The 16,830-nt window shown below is 50.9% G+C and carries 17 protein-coding genes; 13 read left to right on the forward strand and 4 right to left on the reverse strand.

All coding sequences use genetic code 11. The features are described from left to right. Positions 1-46: 46 nt before the first annotated feature. From LLF78_06535 to LLF78_06545, 3 genes are read left to right on the forward strand one after another with little or no spacing between them, the layout of a single operon-like run. The gene (locus LLF78_06535; protein MCE5202148.1) at positions 47-541 is read left to right on the forward strand and encodes an AbrB family transcriptional regulator; all 495 of its coding nucleotides are present in this window, start codon (positions 47-49) and stop codon (positions 539-541) included. A 22-nt stretch (positions 542-563) separates the two neighbouring features. Next, on the forward strand, positions 564-1,466 hold the full coding sequence (locus tag LLF78_06540) for a lysophospholipid acyltransferase family protein (protein MCE5202149.1): 903 nt from the start codon (positions 564-566) through the stop codon (positions 1,464-1,466). Next, positions 1,450-1,875 carry an endonuclease gene (locus LLF78_06545; protein MCE5202150.1) on the forward strand — a complete coding sequence of 142 codons (426 nt, stop codon included), beginning with the start codon at positions 1,450-1,452 and terminating at the stop codon, positions 1,873-1,875. The genes LLF78_06540 and LLF78_06545 overlap by 17 nt, the downstream gene beginning before the upstream one ends. Here LLF78_06545 and LLF78_06550 read toward each other — a convergent pair. Together LLF78_06550 and LLF78_06555 are read right to left on the reverse strand one after the other, a co-directional pair. Next, complete coding sequence (locus LLF78_06550; protein ID MCE5202151.1) at positions 1,862-2,437, reverse strand: SDR family oxidoreductase; 576 nt, start codon at positions 2,435-2,437, stop codon at positions 1,862-1,864. The genes LLF78_06545 and LLF78_06550 overlap by 14 nt on opposite strands. A gap of 46 nt (positions 2,438-2,483) precedes the next feature. Further along, a complete protein-coding gene (locus tag LLF78_06555) occupies positions 2,484-2,795 on the reverse strand; it encodes a YerC/YecD family TrpR-related protein (GenBank protein MCE5202152.1) in 312 nt (103 codons plus the stop codon). A gap of 195 nt (positions 2,796-2,990) precedes the next feature. Here LLF78_06555 and proS point away from each other — a divergent pair, with 195 nt between their 5' ends. Then, positions 2,991-4,433, forward strand: a complete 1,443-nt coding sequence (gene proS / locus LLF78_06560) for a proline--tRNA ligase (GenBank protein ID MCE5202153.1) — start codon at positions 2,991-2,993, stop codon at positions 4,431-4,433. A gap of 222 nt (positions 4,434-4,655) precedes the next feature. Here proS and mnmE read toward each other — a convergent pair whose 3' ends face one another. Together mnmE and LLF78_06570 are read right to left on the reverse strand one after the other, a co-directional pair. Beyond that, positions 4,656-6,020 (reverse strand): tRNA uridine-5-carboxymethylaminomethyl(34) synthesis GTPase MnmE, encoded by a 1,365-nt coding sequence (gene mnmE, locus LLF78_06565; GenBank protein MCE5202154.1) that lies wholly within the window; start codon positions 6,018-6,020, stop codon positions 4,656-4,658. A gap of 210 nt (positions 6,021-6,230) precedes the next feature. Beyond that, positions 6,231-7,442: a PLP-dependent aminotransferase family protein gene (locus LLF78_06570; protein ID MCE5202155.1), complete on the reverse strand. Its 1,212-nt coding sequence runs from the start codon at positions 7,440-7,442 to the stop codon at positions 6,231-6,233. Positions 7,443-7,731: 289 nt separating this feature from the next. Here LLF78_06570 and LLF78_06575 point away from each other — a divergent pair, with 289 nt between their 5' ends. The 9 genes from LLF78_06575 (at position 7,732) to rplT (ending at position 16,720) form a co-directional block, all read left to right on the forward strand. Beyond that, entirely contained in the window at positions 7,732-8,751 is a 1,020-nt protein-coding gene (locus LLF78_06575) for an HD domain-containing protein (protein MCE5202156.1), read from the forward strand. A 159-nt stretch (positions 8,752-8,910) separates the two neighbouring features. Continuing rightward, positions 8,911-9,825: an RluA family pseudouridine synthase gene (locus tag LLF78_06580; protein MCE5202157.1), complete on the forward strand. Its 915-nt coding sequence runs from the start codon at positions 8,911-8,913 to the stop codon at positions 9,823-9,825. Between the two features lie 164 nt (positions 9,826-9,989). After that, a complete protein-coding gene (gene rpsO, locus LLF78_06585; GenBank protein MCE5202158.1) occupies positions 9,990-10,256 on the forward strand; it encodes a 30S ribosomal protein S15 in 267 nt (88 codons plus the stop codon). A 117-nt stretch (positions 10,257-10,373) separates the two neighbouring features. Further along, on the forward strand, positions 10,374-12,689 hold the full coding sequence (locus LLF78_06590; protein ID MCE5202159.1) for a polyribonucleotide nucleotidyltransferase: 2,316 nt from the start codon (positions 10,374-10,376) through the stop codon (positions 12,687-12,689). Between the two features lie 9 nt (positions 12,690-12,698). Further along, entirely contained in the window at positions 12,699-13,136 is a 438-nt protein-coding gene (dut, locus tag LLF78_06595) for a dUTP diphosphatase (GenBank protein ID MCE5202160.1), read from the forward strand. 25 nt (positions 13,137-13,161) lie between these two features. Continuing rightward, a complete protein-coding gene (gene thrS, locus LLF78_06600) occupies positions 13,162-15,054 on the forward strand; it encodes a threonine--tRNA ligase (GenBank protein ID MCE5202161.1) in 1,893 nt (630 codons plus the stop codon). Between the two features lie 288 nt (positions 15,055-15,342). Continuing rightward, positions 15,343-16,077 (forward strand): translation initiation factor IF-3, encoded by a 735-nt coding sequence (infC, locus tag LLF78_06605; protein ID MCE5202162.1) that lies wholly within the window; start codon positions 15,343-15,345, stop codon positions 16,075-16,077. A 51-nt stretch (positions 16,078-16,128) separates the two neighbouring features. Further along, positions 16,129-16,326, forward strand: coding sequence for a 50S ribosomal protein L35 (gene rpmI / locus LLF78_06610; protein ID MCE5202163.1), 198 nt, complete (start codon positions 16,129-16,131; stop codon positions 16,324-16,326). 43 nt (positions 16,327-16,369) lie between these two features. Further along, positions 16,370-16,720, forward strand: coding sequence for a 50S ribosomal protein L20 (rplT, locus tag LLF78_06615; GenBank protein ID MCE5202164.1), 351 nt, complete (start codon positions 16,370-16,372; stop codon positions 16,718-16,720). Positions 16,721-16,830: the final 110 nt, after the last annotated feature.

Raw genomic sequence — 16,830 nt, forward strand, 5'->3', positions numbered from 1 at the left:
AATTTGTTTTGTTGTATACTGGAGAGGATCGGATGGGGGGAAGCATATGAATCCAAACATCATCGTGCTGCTTGCAGTTATAGGCGGGAGCACAGCCGGATATAAAGTTGGTTTTCCTGCCGGAGCAATGGTCGGCGGGCTCATTTTCGGCCTTGTCGTAAAGGGCATAATGAATCTTGGGCTCGACCCGAAGATCGACATGCTCTCTTTTGCGTCACAGGCGATGGTGGCTTATGTTCTTGTTAGAGGCAGCGATTTTTCGTCACTTAAAGATCTTCCCAAATATCTGCCGGCAGCAATAGGCTACAGCTTATCACTGCTGATATTCACGCTGGGCCTCGCATGGCTCTTTTCAAAAATCTGCGATATGGATTTTTTGACATCTCTCTTCGCGACGACTCCGGGCGGCCTCACCGGAATTGCCGTGGTAGCCGTTGATATTGGCGCCGATCCCACTATATCTGTGCTGTTCAATATATGCAGAATAGTGACGATCCTCATAGCAGTTCCGATAATAGCAAATATTATAGTTAAACATTAGGGCCTTGCGGAAAGGATATCAAATGGCAAAAAAACAGCCATGCATATGGTTTTTCCTGAATATTTTCAGACGAATTTCATGCTGTCTTACGCAAAGGGGCGCTGTGAGGCTAGGCGGATTTATCGGCAGGCTCGTTGCGCAGTTTACGCCTAAGAGGGTTGCAGAGGCGAGAGGGCGCTGTTCGAAGATACTTGGGATCTCGGATGAGGAGGCCCTCCGCATAGTTAAAGCGGCATACCGGCATTTTGGAATGGCTGCGGCCGAATTTGCCCGCATGCCTGTGGTAGCGGGTCGCATCAATAGCATTGTCATGGTCCATGGAGAGGAAAATCTTAAAAAAGCGGTAGATGCAGGCAAAGGCGTGATGCTTATAACAGCCCACATCGGAAACTGGGAATATGGAGCATGCTGGTGTGCACAGAACGGCTACGCGATAAACGCGCTCGGTACGGACCAGCGCGATGACAGGCTGACTGACCTCATTATGGATCTCAGGCGTGCAGGGGGTTCCAAAGCACTTGGCAAGGTGTCTGACCTGAAGGCCATGTACAAAGCGCTTCAGTCCGGAGAGATAATTGCCGTACCTATAGATCAGGATGCAAAACATGCCGGCGTTGTATCAACCTTCCTGGGACATCCGGCCAGTACTCCGATTGGGACAGCAAAGCTTGCGTATAAACTTGGCTGCTCTGTGTTGCCGGTTTTCTGCATAAGGCGCGGCGACGGCGTCACATTCGATTTTTACTTCCTGCCGGCAATGGAGGGACGAGACGGACAGCCATTCGGCAAAGATATACAGACCAGCATAGATGACTGCAATGATATCCTTTCCAGGTGGATCAGAAAATATCCCGGCCAGTGGCTGTGGATGTACCCAAGGTGGGAATCAGTCGAAAGGGGGACTTTCGGTGAACTGCGGAATTGATCCCGGCAGGCATAAAATAGGATTGGCCCTTGCGGACGACGGCAGACTGCTCTTTTCCGCGATAATACCTAAATCCGAAGAGCAACGGCTGCTTCATGCACTCAGAGAAGGGGCGTGGCACCTGCTTGAGGAATGGAGCAAGGAGGGCGCCATTGAAAACATTGCCGGCAGGAAACCTGAAAAAGTTTTTCTTGGCGGAGGGACTTCTTCAGGCGAAATAAAAGAACTGCTTGAAACTGTTTCCGGTGTCGAGATAGTGGGTGAATACGGGAGCACTCTTGAAGGCAGAAGGCTGTACTGGAAACTGCACCCGCCGGCAGGGCCGTGGAAACTTATCCCCCTGTCGCTCCGGACGCCGCCGAGAGATATCGACGACCTTGCGGCGTGGGCGATAATCAAAGCAAATTAAGGAAGGCTTCCGTCAACGAGTCCTCGGTGGCTGGTAAGGCTTTTACATCTATACCGCAGCCGGATAGTTCGTCTGCCAGGATCCTCACCATTGCCAGAGACGCGCTGCGATACATCCCGGATATCAGGCTAGCTGGTTCTGCGTTGTCTGTTGGCAGTGCGATTGCCGCTCCGTCTCTGCCGATCATATACGGAACTGCGCACCTGCATAGGCGGAAAAAGCCAAGGAGCATATCAGTGCAGCGGACAAACTCGCTATCCTCAATATCCAGAAAAAGCCTATCCTCACTCTTTTCCCATTCCCCGAACAACAACAGGTCAATACCGCCGAACTTCTCCGCACAGTCAACTACAGCCGAAGCAATGTCAGCGAGATTATGTCCGTCAAAGATGGAATAGCCTACTTCAGATCCTGTCTCTGACAATTTCTGTTTAAGTAATGACGCATCTTCAACTGAGGCGGCAGTGAAAAAAATATTTATATCAGGCGAAGCTGCAGAGAGAAAAGGATCAATAACGGCTGGCGAGTTCGCCGAGAATACAAACACTGTCTTTCTATCCAAATAAATACCCCCTGTCACGTGGTCTTATTAAATAACAAAGGAGCTATTATTGCTTTGTTTGTTTTTCCTTTGCGCTGTTGACCTTTTCAAGAACATCCCTGTAACCGTCTGAGCCGTATTCAACGAATTTTTTGACGCGGCTGATCGTCGCAGTGCTGGCACCCGTAGCCTGTACTATCTGCGGATAGGACATCCCCTTGAGCAGCAGGTTGGCGACCTGAAGCCTCTGCGAAAAAGCTTTTATCTCAGAAAACGTGGCTACATCCTCCAGAAAACGGTAAGCCTCTTCTCTGTCTTTGATTGCTACCACTGCATCGCAAAGCTGATCTGTGAATTCATCTTTCCACTGTAATGACATTTTGATTTGCCTCCTTATCGCTGTAATATATTCATAAATGCACTATGTAAAGCATACGATAAAAAACTAAAATGTCAATGTTATTTAATTCATTAAAGCAGTATGGGTACAACTGATAAATAGATGGTAAAATAGCCGGGACATGGTAAGAAAAGATAACCATGACTTTCTTGTTCAGCAGATGGAGGAAAGAGTATGGCAAAAAATATCACACCGAAAGAAAAAGATTATTCACAGTGGTATCTCGACATTATACGCGTTGCGGAAATGGCCGACTATGCTCCTGTTCGCGGCTGTATGGTGGTGAGGCCTACAGGGTTCGCAATCTGGGAGATGGTGCAGAAGGCCTTTGACGATGCTTTCAAGGAAACGGGGCATGTAAATGCTTCTTTCCCGCTTTTGATACCTGAATCCTTTCTGGCTAAAGAAGCGGAGCACGTAGAGGGATTTGCACCGGAATGCGCTGTCGTGACCCATGCCGGCGGTGAAGAACTGGAAGAGCCCCTTATCATACGTCCGACATCGGAGACGGTCATAGGCTACATGTACAGCAAATGGGTGCAGTCATGGAGAGATCTGCCGATACTTATAAATCAGTGGTGCAACGTCATGCGCTGGGAGAAGAGGCCGCGCCTCTTCCTGCGCACTTCCGAGTTCCTCTGGCAGGAAGGACATACCGCCCACGCGACAAAGGAAGAGGCAGTGGAAGAGACATTGCAGATGCTTGAAGTCTATCGGCGAATAATGGTCGACTACCTTGCCCTGCCCGTTATCCCCGGAGAAAAAACAGAGGGGGAGCGTTTTCCCGGAGCAGACAATACATATACCTGCGAAACAATGATGAGCGATAAAAAGGCACTGCAGGCAGGCACCAGCCATTATCTAGGACAGAACTTCGCAAAGGCCTTTGAGATACAGTTTCAGGATAAAAACGGCGAAATGGAATTTGCGCACACGACAAGCTGGGGTGTGTCCATGCGTTTGATCGGAGCGCTGATAATGACCCACTCCGATAACGACGGCCTCGTTATCCCGCCGCGCGTCGCACCTACAAAAGCAGTCATAGTGCCAATTTCTACTGATAAGTCAAAACTTGACAGTGATATAGTACCCAAGGCGGATGAGCTCAGAACGATGCTCAACAAGGCGCTGGAAGGCCGCTTTGTTCAGGTCGACAAGCAGTTCCACCTTCGTCCCGGCGATAGATTCTTCTATCATCTTCAGAGGGGCGTCCCGCTTCGCCTTGAGCTTGGCGAGAAGGAATTTGGCGAGGAAAAGCTCCGTGCGGTACGCCGTGATACTGGCGAAAAGCTTGACTTAAGCTGGGCTGATGCCGCGGAGGCGATCCCGGCCCTGCTTGATGAAATACAGAAGAACCTCTATGATCGTGCGCTCTGCTTCCGTCAGGAGAACACATTTAAAGCGGGCAGTATGAGTGAATTCAAGGAGATCCTTGAGAAAAAGGGCGGGTTCATAGAGGTCTACTTTGCAGGCACACGGGAAGATGAGAAAGTCATCAAGGAGGCTACGGGCGCAACGCCAAGGTGTTTCCCTCTTGAAAACGCCGATGAACGCGGCAAGTGCTTCTATACGGGTCGCGAAGGGGCCCGTAAGGCTATTTTTGCCAAGGCCTACTAGGTAGTCAGGCAGTCACAGTAATATCGGCATAACGGCTTTACGTTATTCATGGGCTGACCGGAGGCGTAATATATATGTACGTCCTCGGCCGGCTCCTTTTATGCTGTTTCACTGTCACACCGATATTTCCGCGGTTATGATTTTGAGTTGGAAACAAATGTCCCTGTAAATGTCCTTTTCATGCGCTTAGCGTTTAGTACTTATAACTGGAGAATTGTGATATCACTTGCCCACGCAGAAGCTGCCGAATATAACATCAAGCAGATCCTCTGATGCGTCCAGCCCGAGAAGCGATGATATCTGTGCCCTTACGTCCGATATACAGGCTATGGCAAGGTCATCGCCGATGTTTTGTTCAATGGCGTGCTGTGCCTCTTTTATCGAATACAGGGCTCCGCCGAGACATTCTATCTGCCGTGCTGTTACTCCATAGCTGCCTGAGATATTATGTTCTCCGGATACCTCTGTAACCATGATGTCCTTCAGTTCCTCTATCCCCTCTGATTTGAGCGCGGAGACGGAGATGATGCGGCTCTTTGGGAATTTTTCGCTAAGCTCTGTAAAGCCGGTATTCGGAGGCAGGTCGCTTTTGTTAAGTACAATGATATGGGGGAGCGCAGTTGCAGCTATGCCAAGCTGAAGGTCTTCCTCTTCAAGTTTTTCTCCTGTGTCCACGACCCATACCCGCAGGTCAGCCTCGGCAAGCGACTTCATTGAATTGCTGACTCCGATCGATTCTACCTCGTCTGTTGTCTCGCGTATTCCCGCTGTGTCCGTTATCCTTATCGGAACGCCTTTGTGCACTAGTATTTCCTCTATCCTGTCACGCGTAGTTCCGGGCACAGGAGTGACTATGGCGCGGGCTTCTTTAAGCAGCGCATTCAGCAGAGATGATTTTCCCACGTTGGGGCGCCCGACTATTGCTACGCGTATGCCCTCTCTGAGTATGAGGCCGGAACGGCAGCGCGAAAGTATGTCCTCTCCACCCGAAATCAGACTGCTGATGCGTGAAAGGCACTCGTCCCTGGAAAGCATCCCCTCGCCCTCTTCGGGGAAATCGAGGTCGACTTCGAGCTGAGCGGCAAGCAACGTGAGCTCATCAAGAAATTTTTTTATTTCGGTTTTGAATTCTCCCTGCAGAGTCCTGGTCGAAGCGCGAAGGGCCTCGTCGCTCTTTGCCCTTATGACGCCAAGAACTGCCTCTGCCTGAGATAGGTCTATCCTGCCGCTGATAAATGCGCGGCGCGTGAACTCTCCCGGAAGAGCAAGCCTTGCGCCGAGAGCGCAGAGCTCCTCTATGCAGCGCTGTGCGGGCAGTGTTCCGCCGTGGCAGTGTATCTCCACGCACTCCTCGCCTGTATAGCTGGCTCCTTTCTCAAACCGAACGGCAAGCACTTCGTCGAATGGTTCTCCTGAGCTTCCGTAAAGTTTACCAAGCGACATATATCGGGGGTCGGTTTCAGATAAGGTACGCCTGCCGCTGAAAAGTTTATCCGCAAGTGCTGTGCACCCCTGCCCTGATATCCTGACTATGGATATCCCGCCCTCACCCCAGGCGGTCGCAAGAGCTGTTATTATATCCTCCATAGGAATCACCCCGCATAGCCTGAGTATTTTATATGTCTGATGATTTTGATATCAGACTGAGTTTTTTACAACCGCCAATTCATTGTGTATTGAATTATTTTTGGTTTTTATTATATGAGCGTTTGATCGGTAAAGTATGAGATCCCCAAAATGGAAAAAACGGCCCGCGAGGGGCCGCTTACAGGACAGATCCACCGTTGGATATAGCAGTTAAGCCATGGCCTTTATTGCTTCCCCGAGGCGTTTTGCTCCTTCGTCTATCTCTTCCGGCTGTGCAAACGTGAAGCAGGTCCGCATGAAGTCAAGCCCGCTCCCGTCGGCGTAGAACGACGGGCCTGTTACAAATGCCACGCCATGCTCGATCGCCTTCATGAAAAGTTTCTGTGAGTCGATGCCTGGAACCTGAAGCCAGAAGAAAAATCCGCCATCCGGTGTATTATAGATAGTGTTTGACGGCAGGTACTTCTTAAAAGCTATGTCCATCGCGCCGCATTTTTTGCTGTAGTGGGCGATGATCTTTGGAAGAAACTCATCCAGAAAACCAAGGCGGCAATATTCGTAGACAAGAGCCTGGGCAACGACGCTTGAACATAAGTTGGTCCCCTGCTTTATCATAACGAGTTTCTGCATCAGGGTCGGATCGCCAACGATCCATGCAACGCGTGTCCCCGGAGCCAGTATCTTGGAGAAAGAGCAGGCGTACACTACCCTGCCGCTCTGTTTTTTATCCATAGAGTAGATCGTCGGCACTTCATGTCCGCTGTAGCGCAGGTGTCCGTACGGGTCGTCTTCGAAGATTATAAGGTCATACTTTTCTGCGATATCGAGCAGCTTTTTACGCCGTTCCTCCGATAGGGTCGCGCCAGACGGGTTCTGGAAGTTTACTATCGTATAGATAAACTTTATTTTATGCCCGTCCATGCGCCCCCGCTCGATGGCGTCAGGCAGAAGGTCGACGCATAGCCCGTCCTTGTCGCAAGGTACTGATATGAATCTGGCGCCGCGGTTGCGCATAGCGTGAAGGGCGCCCGGATATGTCGGTCCTTCGACGATTATAGTGTCTCCGTCGTTGAGGAGAACGCTGCAAAGGAGGTCCATGCCTTCCTGCGAGCCGGTAGTTATGAGCATTTCTTCCTGCTTTGTCTCGCGACCCATGCGCGGAGCCATCCACTTAGCTATGTATTCCTTGAGCGGAGTATAGCCGTCCGTCGCACCGTACTGAAGGATATCCTTGCCTTCGCGTGTTAGTATACCTGCAGCTTTAGCGAATTCCGTGACTGGGAAGACTGCCGGATCAGGATTGCCGCCTGCGAAAGATATGACCCCAGGTGTCTTAGTGTACTTCATCAGCGCACGGATAGGTGATGGCTTGACGTTACGCGCAATATCGGAAAGCATTGCTTCCCAGTTTACGTTGCTCACTGCATATCCCTCCAACCAAAAATTTTCATAATAAAAAAATCTCTTACAATGTGAAAGAGACCACATTGATAATTATACACTGAAATAATTCTTGCAGCAGCCAGATAAATTGATATATCAACTGTACGGACCATGGAGGATCTTAACGGATGGGCGATAGGGTGCAGGCATTACGCCGCGGGGACATAGCCGGGCAAAAAGCATGTTTGATAAAGCTGCCGTAAGAGGCTATTATAGGACGCGTATGCAAAGTATTGATTAATCGATCGATCATGGAAGGAAGATTATTATGCCAGGCACACAACTTCAGAACATACAGGAAATAAAGAAACTTACGGCAGGCACACAATTCAAGGCGATATTTGTCGCCACCTCGCTTTTTCAGAAGAGTGACAAGAACGGCAAGTCTTATTATGAGATATCTGTCTCAGATTCGACCGGCAGCATAGATGCAAAAATTTGGTCGGATGCGGCATGGTTTGACAGATCTGCTCAGGATACGGACCCTTCAGCTCCGGCAAAGAAACTTGCTGAAGATATGATAAGGAACATTGCCGGGAACACATTGGGAGTTGAAGGCAAGATCGCGGAATACAGGGGACAGCTTCAGTTCAACTTCAACAAGCTGACACTGCTCAATCAGGACAAATTTCCTCCGGCGCAGTATCTTCCCCGTTCTCCGATCCCAATAGACGATCTGACTTCGCGGTTTGAAACGCTTGTGGCATCCTGCCGCCCCGAAATAAAGGTTTTTCTTAGAGCTGTTTTCAGCGGGGAGGTATGGCGGAAGTTTCGCGACTGGCCGGCCGCGGTGAGCCATCACCATGCGTATTCAAACGGGTTGATAGAACACACACTCTCTGTTACCGACTGTGCCAGGTCTATGGCCGAGTCTCTCAACCGCTCGGGATATAAAATAGACGTCGACGTTGTCGTTGCCGGCGGGCTTTTGCACGACATAGGCAAGCTTGATTCATATAAAATGGGGTCTATCCCTGAAATCACGCTTGAGGGCGCGGTGATAGACCATGTGGCGATAGGCTATGCAAGATTCATGGAGTTTGCCGGACGTGAAAAGCTTGAGCCTGATCTGACACTGCAGCTTGCGCACATTCTCCTAAGCCACCATGGGCAGAGGGAATTTGGTTCGCCGGTGGTTCCTGCCACGCCGGAAGCAATGATTGTCTCTTCTGCAGATGAGCTGGACTTCCGCGTATTCTGCTGGAATGACTCTGTCAAAGACCTGACGCCGGAACAGCCGATTTCACAGTGGCATAACGGTACTGCCAGACGCTTCTGGAACAGGTGATGCGTCCTGCTTGCTCCATTGACTGAGGTGTTTGCTCAATAATGTTTTTGACTGTTGGTACATTTGTTTTAGCGGTTACAATGTGTGCGGTGAACCCCCACGGCGTGCGATAGTATAATACAACACCCGTATCGATCAAGTTATAATTAGGAGAAAAACATGGGAAAAGAATTTTATATAACGGCGGATCAGGCCGGCCGCAGGATCGACCGGTTTCTGCGCACAATGTGGCCGCAGGTCCCGCTTGGAGCGATAATGAAGGCCATCCGAAAGGGGGAGGTGCGTCTTGACGCCAGAAAGGCCGCTCCCGACACGAGACTTCAGGAAGGACAATTCCTGCAGGTCCCGTGGAGTGATGATGTGCCTGACCGAGTTTTGCCGGAACGGTATGAATTTTCGTCATGCGCGCCGCTTGATACGATATACAAGGATGATTACATCTGGATAGTTAATAAGCCCGCGGGTCTTCTTACACAGCCTGATGTCAAGGGGGGAGATTCGCTCATAATGCGCGCGCTTGCAGAGCTGCGGTGGGGCAGGAGCGACTTCCGTCCGGCGACGGTACAGCGTCTTGACAGAAATACCTCGGGAGTTGTGATCATAGCGATGAGCGGAGAGTCTCAGCGTTGCCTCTCGCAGCTGATAAGAGAGCGCAGGATCAAAAAAATCTACCGCACCGTGGTCGCCGGTGATATACCGGATAGCGGGGAGATAGATTTCCCACTTATTAAGGATACCGGCAGCAATACGGTAAAGATAGACAAGAGCGGGCAGAGCGCGCTTACCAGATATAAAAAACTCGGTGGCGACGGGAGGATCAGCATTGTCGATGTCGAGCTTGTCACGGGGCGTTCCCACCAGGCCCGTGTGCATCTTGCATCTGTCGGCCATCCTATACTCGGAGACTGCAAGTACGGCGACGGCAAAGGCGCAAAGCGCCCGCTGCTTCATGCTTATTCCCTGACTTTCCCTGATGACGCCGTATTGCCTGAAAATTTGAGAGGAAAGACGTTCACGGCGCCGCTTCCCGACGATATGAAGGTATATTTTCGGCAGAGTACAGGTCCAAAATAGATCGTCATCCTTCTGTTCTCCGTTGATGCCTGAAAATAAAATGCTTGCAACAAAATAATGTCTCTGCTATTATATCGACGCCCTTAACACGGATCTGCGCAAGGCGACGCAGACCTGAGTCTTGGGAATATCGAGCGCAACAGGCTCAGACAGGAGTGATCACAATGATAAAAAAAGAGAAAAAACAGCAGCTCATTGAAGAATTCAAGGTACATGGAGCAGATACGGGCTCTACTGAGGTACAGGTAGCCATCCTGACCGCGCGCATTCTTGAGCTGACCGAGCATATGAAGGTCCATAAGAAGGACTTCCACTCACGTCGCGGTCTTCTCATGATGGTCGGAAAACGCCGTAAACTTCTGCAGTATCTGAAGGACAGGGATTTTGAACGTTATCAGAACCTTATCCAGCGTCTCGGGCTGCGTCACTGATCAGTGTCTTATGAAAAATAGGCAACTTATGCATGGCGAAGGGATCATACCTTCGCCATTTTTGTTGTTATGTGTTATTCTTCAATAGATGAAGACAGATAATAGGGGGAAAATAAGATGAAACAGGTTTTTGAACTGGAGTTCTATGGTAAAAAAATGTCCTTTGAAACAGGGCGTATGGCGAAGCAGGCGAATGCATCCGTCTTTGCTATGCATGGCGGTACGGCAGTTCTCGTTACGTCTGTGCTTGCCGATAAGGCAAGGGAAGGCCTTGATTTTTTCCCGCTTCTTGTAGATTTTGAGGAGCGTTTTTACTCTGCAGGTAAGGTCCCGGGAGGATTTATTAAGCGGGAAGGCCGTCCATCTGAGACCGCAATACTGAGCGGAAGAATGATAGACCGTTCAGTCCGTTCCCTCTTCCCTGAATGGATGAGAAACGACGTCCAAATCGTAGCTACCGTTATGTCAGTCGACCAGGCTAATCCGGCTAACATCCTGGGCATAAACGGCGCGTCACTGGCGCTCTCAATGTCTGATATCCCATGGGACGGGCCTATAGGTGCCGTGCGTATCGGCTGCATTGACGGGGTGCTTGTTGTCAATCCGGACGAGACCGACATGCCAAACAGCACTCTTGACCTTGTCGTTGCAGGACACAGGGGCGGAGTAACAATGGTGGAGGCGGGAGCTCAGGAAGTATCAGAGGAACTGCTTGTCGATGCGCTTGAACTTGCGAATAATGCAATACGTCAGATAGTGGATTTTATAGACGGAGTATGTGCACAGGTCGGCAGGCCGAAGGTGCAGCTCCGGGCTCCGGAGGCCGTTCCGGAGATAGATGAGTGGATGGAGAGAGAACTTTACAATGATATCTATGCTGCGGTGCAGCTTCATGAGAAACAGCTTCGCGGTGCGGCGATAGCGGAAGCGCAGCAGAAGGCCGAAGAATATTTTGCGGTGTGCCGCCCCGATTCAGAAAAATATATCTCGGCTGTCATGGATGCAATGGTCAAAAAATGCATAAGAAAGCTTCTGCTCGATGAAAAACGCCGTTCAGACGGACGCGCGATGGATGAGCTCCGCAAAATCACATGTGAAGTAGATATACTTCCGATGACCCACGGCTCTGCGCTCTTTACCCGCGGCGAGACACAGTCACTCGGCGTAACGACACTGGGCATGATGGGCACTGATGATCAGGTACTTGACGGTCTTAAGCTTGACGAGCCCTCAAAAAGATTTATCATGCACTATAACTTTCCCCCGTACTCGGTAGGAGAAGTCCGCCCCATGCGCGGGCCGGGACGCCGCGAGATAGGTCACGGCGCGCTTGCGGAGAGAGCTCTGCGTGCGGTGCTGCCCGATGAAGAGAGCTTCCCCTACGTTGTCCGTCAGGTGTCCGACATACTTGAATCGAACGGCTCAAGCTCAATGGCCAGTGTATGCAGCGGCAGCCTTTCGATGATGGCGGCAGGCGTGCCTATAAGGAAGGCGGTCGCGGGGATCGCAATGGGACTTATCGCAGATGAAGATGAAGGCAAGTTGGGTATACTGACTGACATTCAGGGTCTTGAGGACCACTACGGCGACATGGACTTCAAGGTCGCAGGTACCCGCGATGGCGTCACCGCGCTTCAGATGGACAACAAAGCAGGCGGGATCACAAGAGAGGTTTTGGTTAAGGCTCTTGCTCAGGCAAAGGCCGGTCGTATGCAGATCCTTGACATAATGGATGAGGCCATATCTGCTCCCCGTGCCGAACTTTCATTGACAGCGCCTAAGATAATCACTATAAGCATCGATCCGGAAAAGATCCGTGACATTATAGGGCCGGGCGGCAAGATGATCCGCTCGATCGTACAGCGCACCGGAGCAAAGATCGACGTCGACGACAGCGGGCGTGTCTATGTGGCTGCCGTAAATGACGACTCAGCCCAGTCTGCGGTGAAGATAATCAACGATCTTGTCCGTCAGATCAAGGCTGGGGAGACCTTTGTAGGTACCGTCACCAGGATGCTCAATTTTGGCGTCTTTGTCGAAGTCCTGCCGGGCAAAGAGGGGTTGCTCCATGTCAGCGAGGTCAGCACATATCACATCCCAAGGCTTGAGGATGTATTCAGTGTGGGCGACAAGATACTTGTCACGGTCAAAGAGATAGATGACATGCACAGGGTCAACCTCAGCCGCAAGCGCATCCTTGAACAGCTTGACGAGCTTGCGAAGGATCCTGAATTTACTGAGCAGGTTGCAGTTGAAAAGCAGCGTGAAGAGAAATATGCTCTCCTCCCCAAAAGTGACGGCGCACCCAGAAGGGAAGGCGCTCCGAGGCGCGACGACGGAGACAGGCCGCGCAGAGATTTTGGCTCGGACAGAGGAGACAGGAGCGGTGATCGCCGCCCGGCCCGCCGTTTTGAAAGAGAACAGAAAAAGTAGAATTTTAAAATGGGAACGATCATAGTAAAGGTCAAAGCCGCAGACGGCATATCCCTCCCTGCGTATGCAACGGTTGGGTCTTCCGGCATGGATGTGCGCGCCGCGGAATCCGCAGTCATTCACGCCGGTGATCGCGGTTGCGTCGGCACGGGGCTTTATTTGGAAATGCCCCTTGGCTGTGAGGCGCAGATAAGGCCAAGGAGCGGCCTTGCGCTGAAGCACGGAGTTACGGTACTTAATGCACCGGGGACGATCGACTCTGACTACCGCGGAGAAGTGCGCATAATCCTCGTCAACCACGGCAGGGACGATTTTGTCGTTGAGCCAGGAGACAGGATAGCGCAGATAGTATTTGCCGCTGTTACACATGTCGATATCGTAAGGTCAGATGAGCTTGCGGATACAGAGCGTTCGTCAGGTGGTTTTGGAAGCACAGGCAGGAAATAAGGCATTTTTACAGGAGGGATATTTTATGGCACGTTTTTTTACCCGCGAAGGGAAGGTTTTTGAGGCCGACAGCGCGTCAGTCCGTCAGCTTCTTGAAGTATGGCATCTCAAAAAGGCGATAGGAGCGAAGGTGGACGGGGCGCTTATCGACTGTGACAAGATATTCACGGCTGACACAGAGATCACGCCTATATCCCCTGACTGCGCGGAGGGGCTTGACCTTCTGCGCCATTCGACGGCACACCTCATGGCTCACGCCGTACTCAGACTCTTCCCTGGGGCTAAGTTCGGCATAGGCCCGTCCATAAAGGACGGATTCTACTACGACATCAGATTCCCCAAGCCGATATCCGACGAGGACCTGCCTAAGATAGAGGCGGAGATGCGGAAGATATCACAGGAAAAAGTACCTCTTGTAAGGGAAGAACTGTCCAAGCAAGATGCAGTAAAACTTTTTACAGAGCTTGGCGAAGACCTCAAGGTCGAGATGATCGAAAACATAGAAGACGGGACTATCCTGTCAATATACAGGGAGGGCGATTTTGTCGATTTCTGCCGCGGTCCCCACGTCCCGCACACCGGATGCTGCAAATTCTTCAAACTTCTCTCTCTTGCCGGAGCATATTGGCATGGCGACGAGAACAAAGAGATGCTTACGCGTATCTACGGGACTGCTTTCGGAACAGAGGATGAACTGAAAGAATATCTTCGCAGGGTCGAAGAGGCTAAGGCGCGTGACCACCGCAAGCTCGGAAAGGAACTTGACCTCTTCAGTATCCATCCTGAGGGTCCGGGATTCCCGTTCTTCCATCCCAAGGGGATGGTGATAATGAACAACCTGATAGAGTTCTGGCGTAAAGAACACACCAAACGCGGCTATGTAGAGATAAAAACTCCGATGATCCTTGACCGCTCGCTCTGGCTCCGCTCCGGGCACTGGGATCACTATAAGGAAAATATGTATTTCACGGAGATAGACGGAACTCCGTTCGCAATCAAGCCAATGAATTGCCCCGGCGGCATTCTTGTCTATAATAACGATATCCGCAGCTACCGGGAGTTGCCGCTGCGAATGGCTGAACTCGGTTTCGTCCACCGTCATGAGCGTTCCGGCGCACTGCACGGGCTTATGCGCGTCCGCGCGTTTACTCAGGATGACGCACACGTCTACTGCATGCCCGAACAGGTCAAAGACGAGATAAAGGCAATAATGGATCTGAACCGATATATCTATAAGGACGTCTTCGGATTTAAATACTATGTCGAGCTTTCGACAAGGCCAGAAAATTCCATGGGCGATCCAAAACTATGGGATATTGCGGAACAGTGGTTAAAGGAAGCGCTAGAAGAGACAGGCACGACTTACAAGCTCAACCCCGGAGACGGCGCGTTCTATGGTCCTAAGATCGATTTCCATCTGGAGGACTGTATCGGACGTACATGGCAGTGCGGAACCATACAGCTCGACTTCCAGATGCCTGAGAAATTCGACATGACATACATCGGCAGCGACGGAGCTGAACACAGGCCGGTAATGCTCCACAGGACAGTCCTCGGAAGCCTGGAGAGATTCATGGGCATCCTGATAGAGAATTATGCCGGTGCTTTCCCATACTGGCTAGCACCCGTACAGGTAAAACTTCTTCAGGTAAGTGCCGATTTTACGGCGTACACAGATGAGCTCAGCAAGAAACTAAGAAACGCAGGTATCCGTACTGAGGTTGATGCACGCGACGAAAAACTTGGCAAGAAGATTCGTGACGCCCAGCTTCAAAAAGTACCCTACATGCTCGTGATAGGAGCGCGCGAAGCCGAAGAGGGCACAGTTGCCGTCCGTGACAGGAGTAAGGGGGATCTTGGCTCTATGTCTTTTGAAGGATTTATCGAACATCTTAAGGGCGAGTTCGATCCGCTATAGAAGTACGGAGGAAGATGGGCACGGGTCAGCATCTTGTTTGCGCTTTCCGTGCGCACTGATCAAGACAGTGCAGATCCGGACAGGCAAGGCCGGATCCCGGCTTGGGCGGGCATCGTGGCTGTTAATGATGGGTGTGCCTGCTCTTGCATTATATAAATAGTTATGCTAACATTCACGAGTTGATTTGCATCAACGGGTTTTTAAGCAGAGGATGCGCCTCTCGCCTGCCGACGACGTCAGTTGTCAGGCCGACCTAGGAAGGGATTTCTATGGGCTGAGCGTGTCTTATTGCGCTCAGCCCGTTTTTGTTTCAATCAAAAATACATCAGGAGGTGTAATGCCATAGCAAACAAGGACGACGAACCCCGCGTAAATTCTGACATTCGGGCAGCTGAGATTCTTCTTATTGATGAACAGAACGCCAAGCGCGGTGTTATAAGCACGAAAGAGGCGCTGGCGCTGGCTGAAGCTGCAGAACTTGATCTCGTAGAAGTTGCGCCGCAGGCGACCCCGCCGGTATGCCGCATAATGGATTACGGTAAGTATCGTTTCCAGCAGCAGAAACGAGACAAAGACGCACGCAAAAAACAGAAGAATCAGGCAGTCAAAGAGATCAAGATGCGGCCTAAGATAGACCAGCACGACTATGACTTTAAGGTCAAGGCGATCAAGGTATTTCTTCTTGCCGGACATCGCGTAAAGGTCTCTATCTTCTTCCGCGGCAGGGAAATGGCCTTTCTCGACAGAGGAAGGGAAGTCCTGAACAAAGTTGTGGCTGCTGTCGAAGATTACGGCAAGGTGGAAATGGATCCGCGTATGGAAGGTTCTTATATGAGGATCATGATTGCGCCTGCCGTGCAGGCAGAAGCTGCAAAGAAGCCGCTAAAACCTGCAGAGGAAAGCGTAACGCTTGCCAAAACAAAGCCGATCAAGGCTGCGGCCGCAGCGGCAGAAACGCCTGGAGCAGTAATGAGTAAGAAGTCTGATGCTGATGCAGTTGCTGCAGCAGAAGATATCAACTGAAATGTAATAAATCCTCTTTAAAGGGGATAGAACAAGAGGAGGAACATTGCAATGCCCAAAATGAAAACTCACTCCGCCACAAAGAAACGGTTTAAGATCACAGGCACGGGCAAAGTTAGCTTCAAGAAAAGCGGCCGCGGACATCTTCTTGCGTCCAAGAGCTCAAAGCGGCTTCGTTCCCTCAAAAAAAAGGGGATCCTGCCGGCATCAGTAGCCGGCCACATCAAGAAGCTTCTGCCCTACGCATAAGCCGGGGCTCTTTAAACGAAATAATACTGAGGAGTGACATGAAATGCGAGTAAAAGGATCAAGCGCAAGCCGCAGCAAACATAAAAAACTATACAGCATTACAAAGGGATTCTGGGGCCGCAAGAAAAACGTCTATCGCCGTGCACGTGAAGCCTATCTGCATGCGCTGACAAGCGCATTCTCCGGCCGCAAGCTTAAGAAGCGCGATTTCCGCAAACTGTGGATCGTCCGTATCAACGCCGCGGCACGTGCGAACGGGATCGCCTACAGCGCACTTATCAACGGACTTAAAAGGGCGAATATCACCATTAACCGCAAGATGCTCGCTGACCTTGCAGTCAATGATATGCCGGCGTTTGCCCAGCTCGTTGAAAAGGCGCGCGCGGCACTGTAGAGCCAGGTTTTAAATTGCAGCTGCATACATCTTATAAAGTAGAGAAAATTTTCGTATCCGGGTTCCTGCTGGTCATACTGGCGGGAGCCTTTCTCTTATGGCTGAGCAAT

It is taken from the genome of Synergistaceae bacterium (assembly GCA_021372895.1).
Classification (GTDB): domain Bacteria; phylum Synergistota; class Synergistia; order Synergistales; family Synergistaceae; genus JAJFTP01.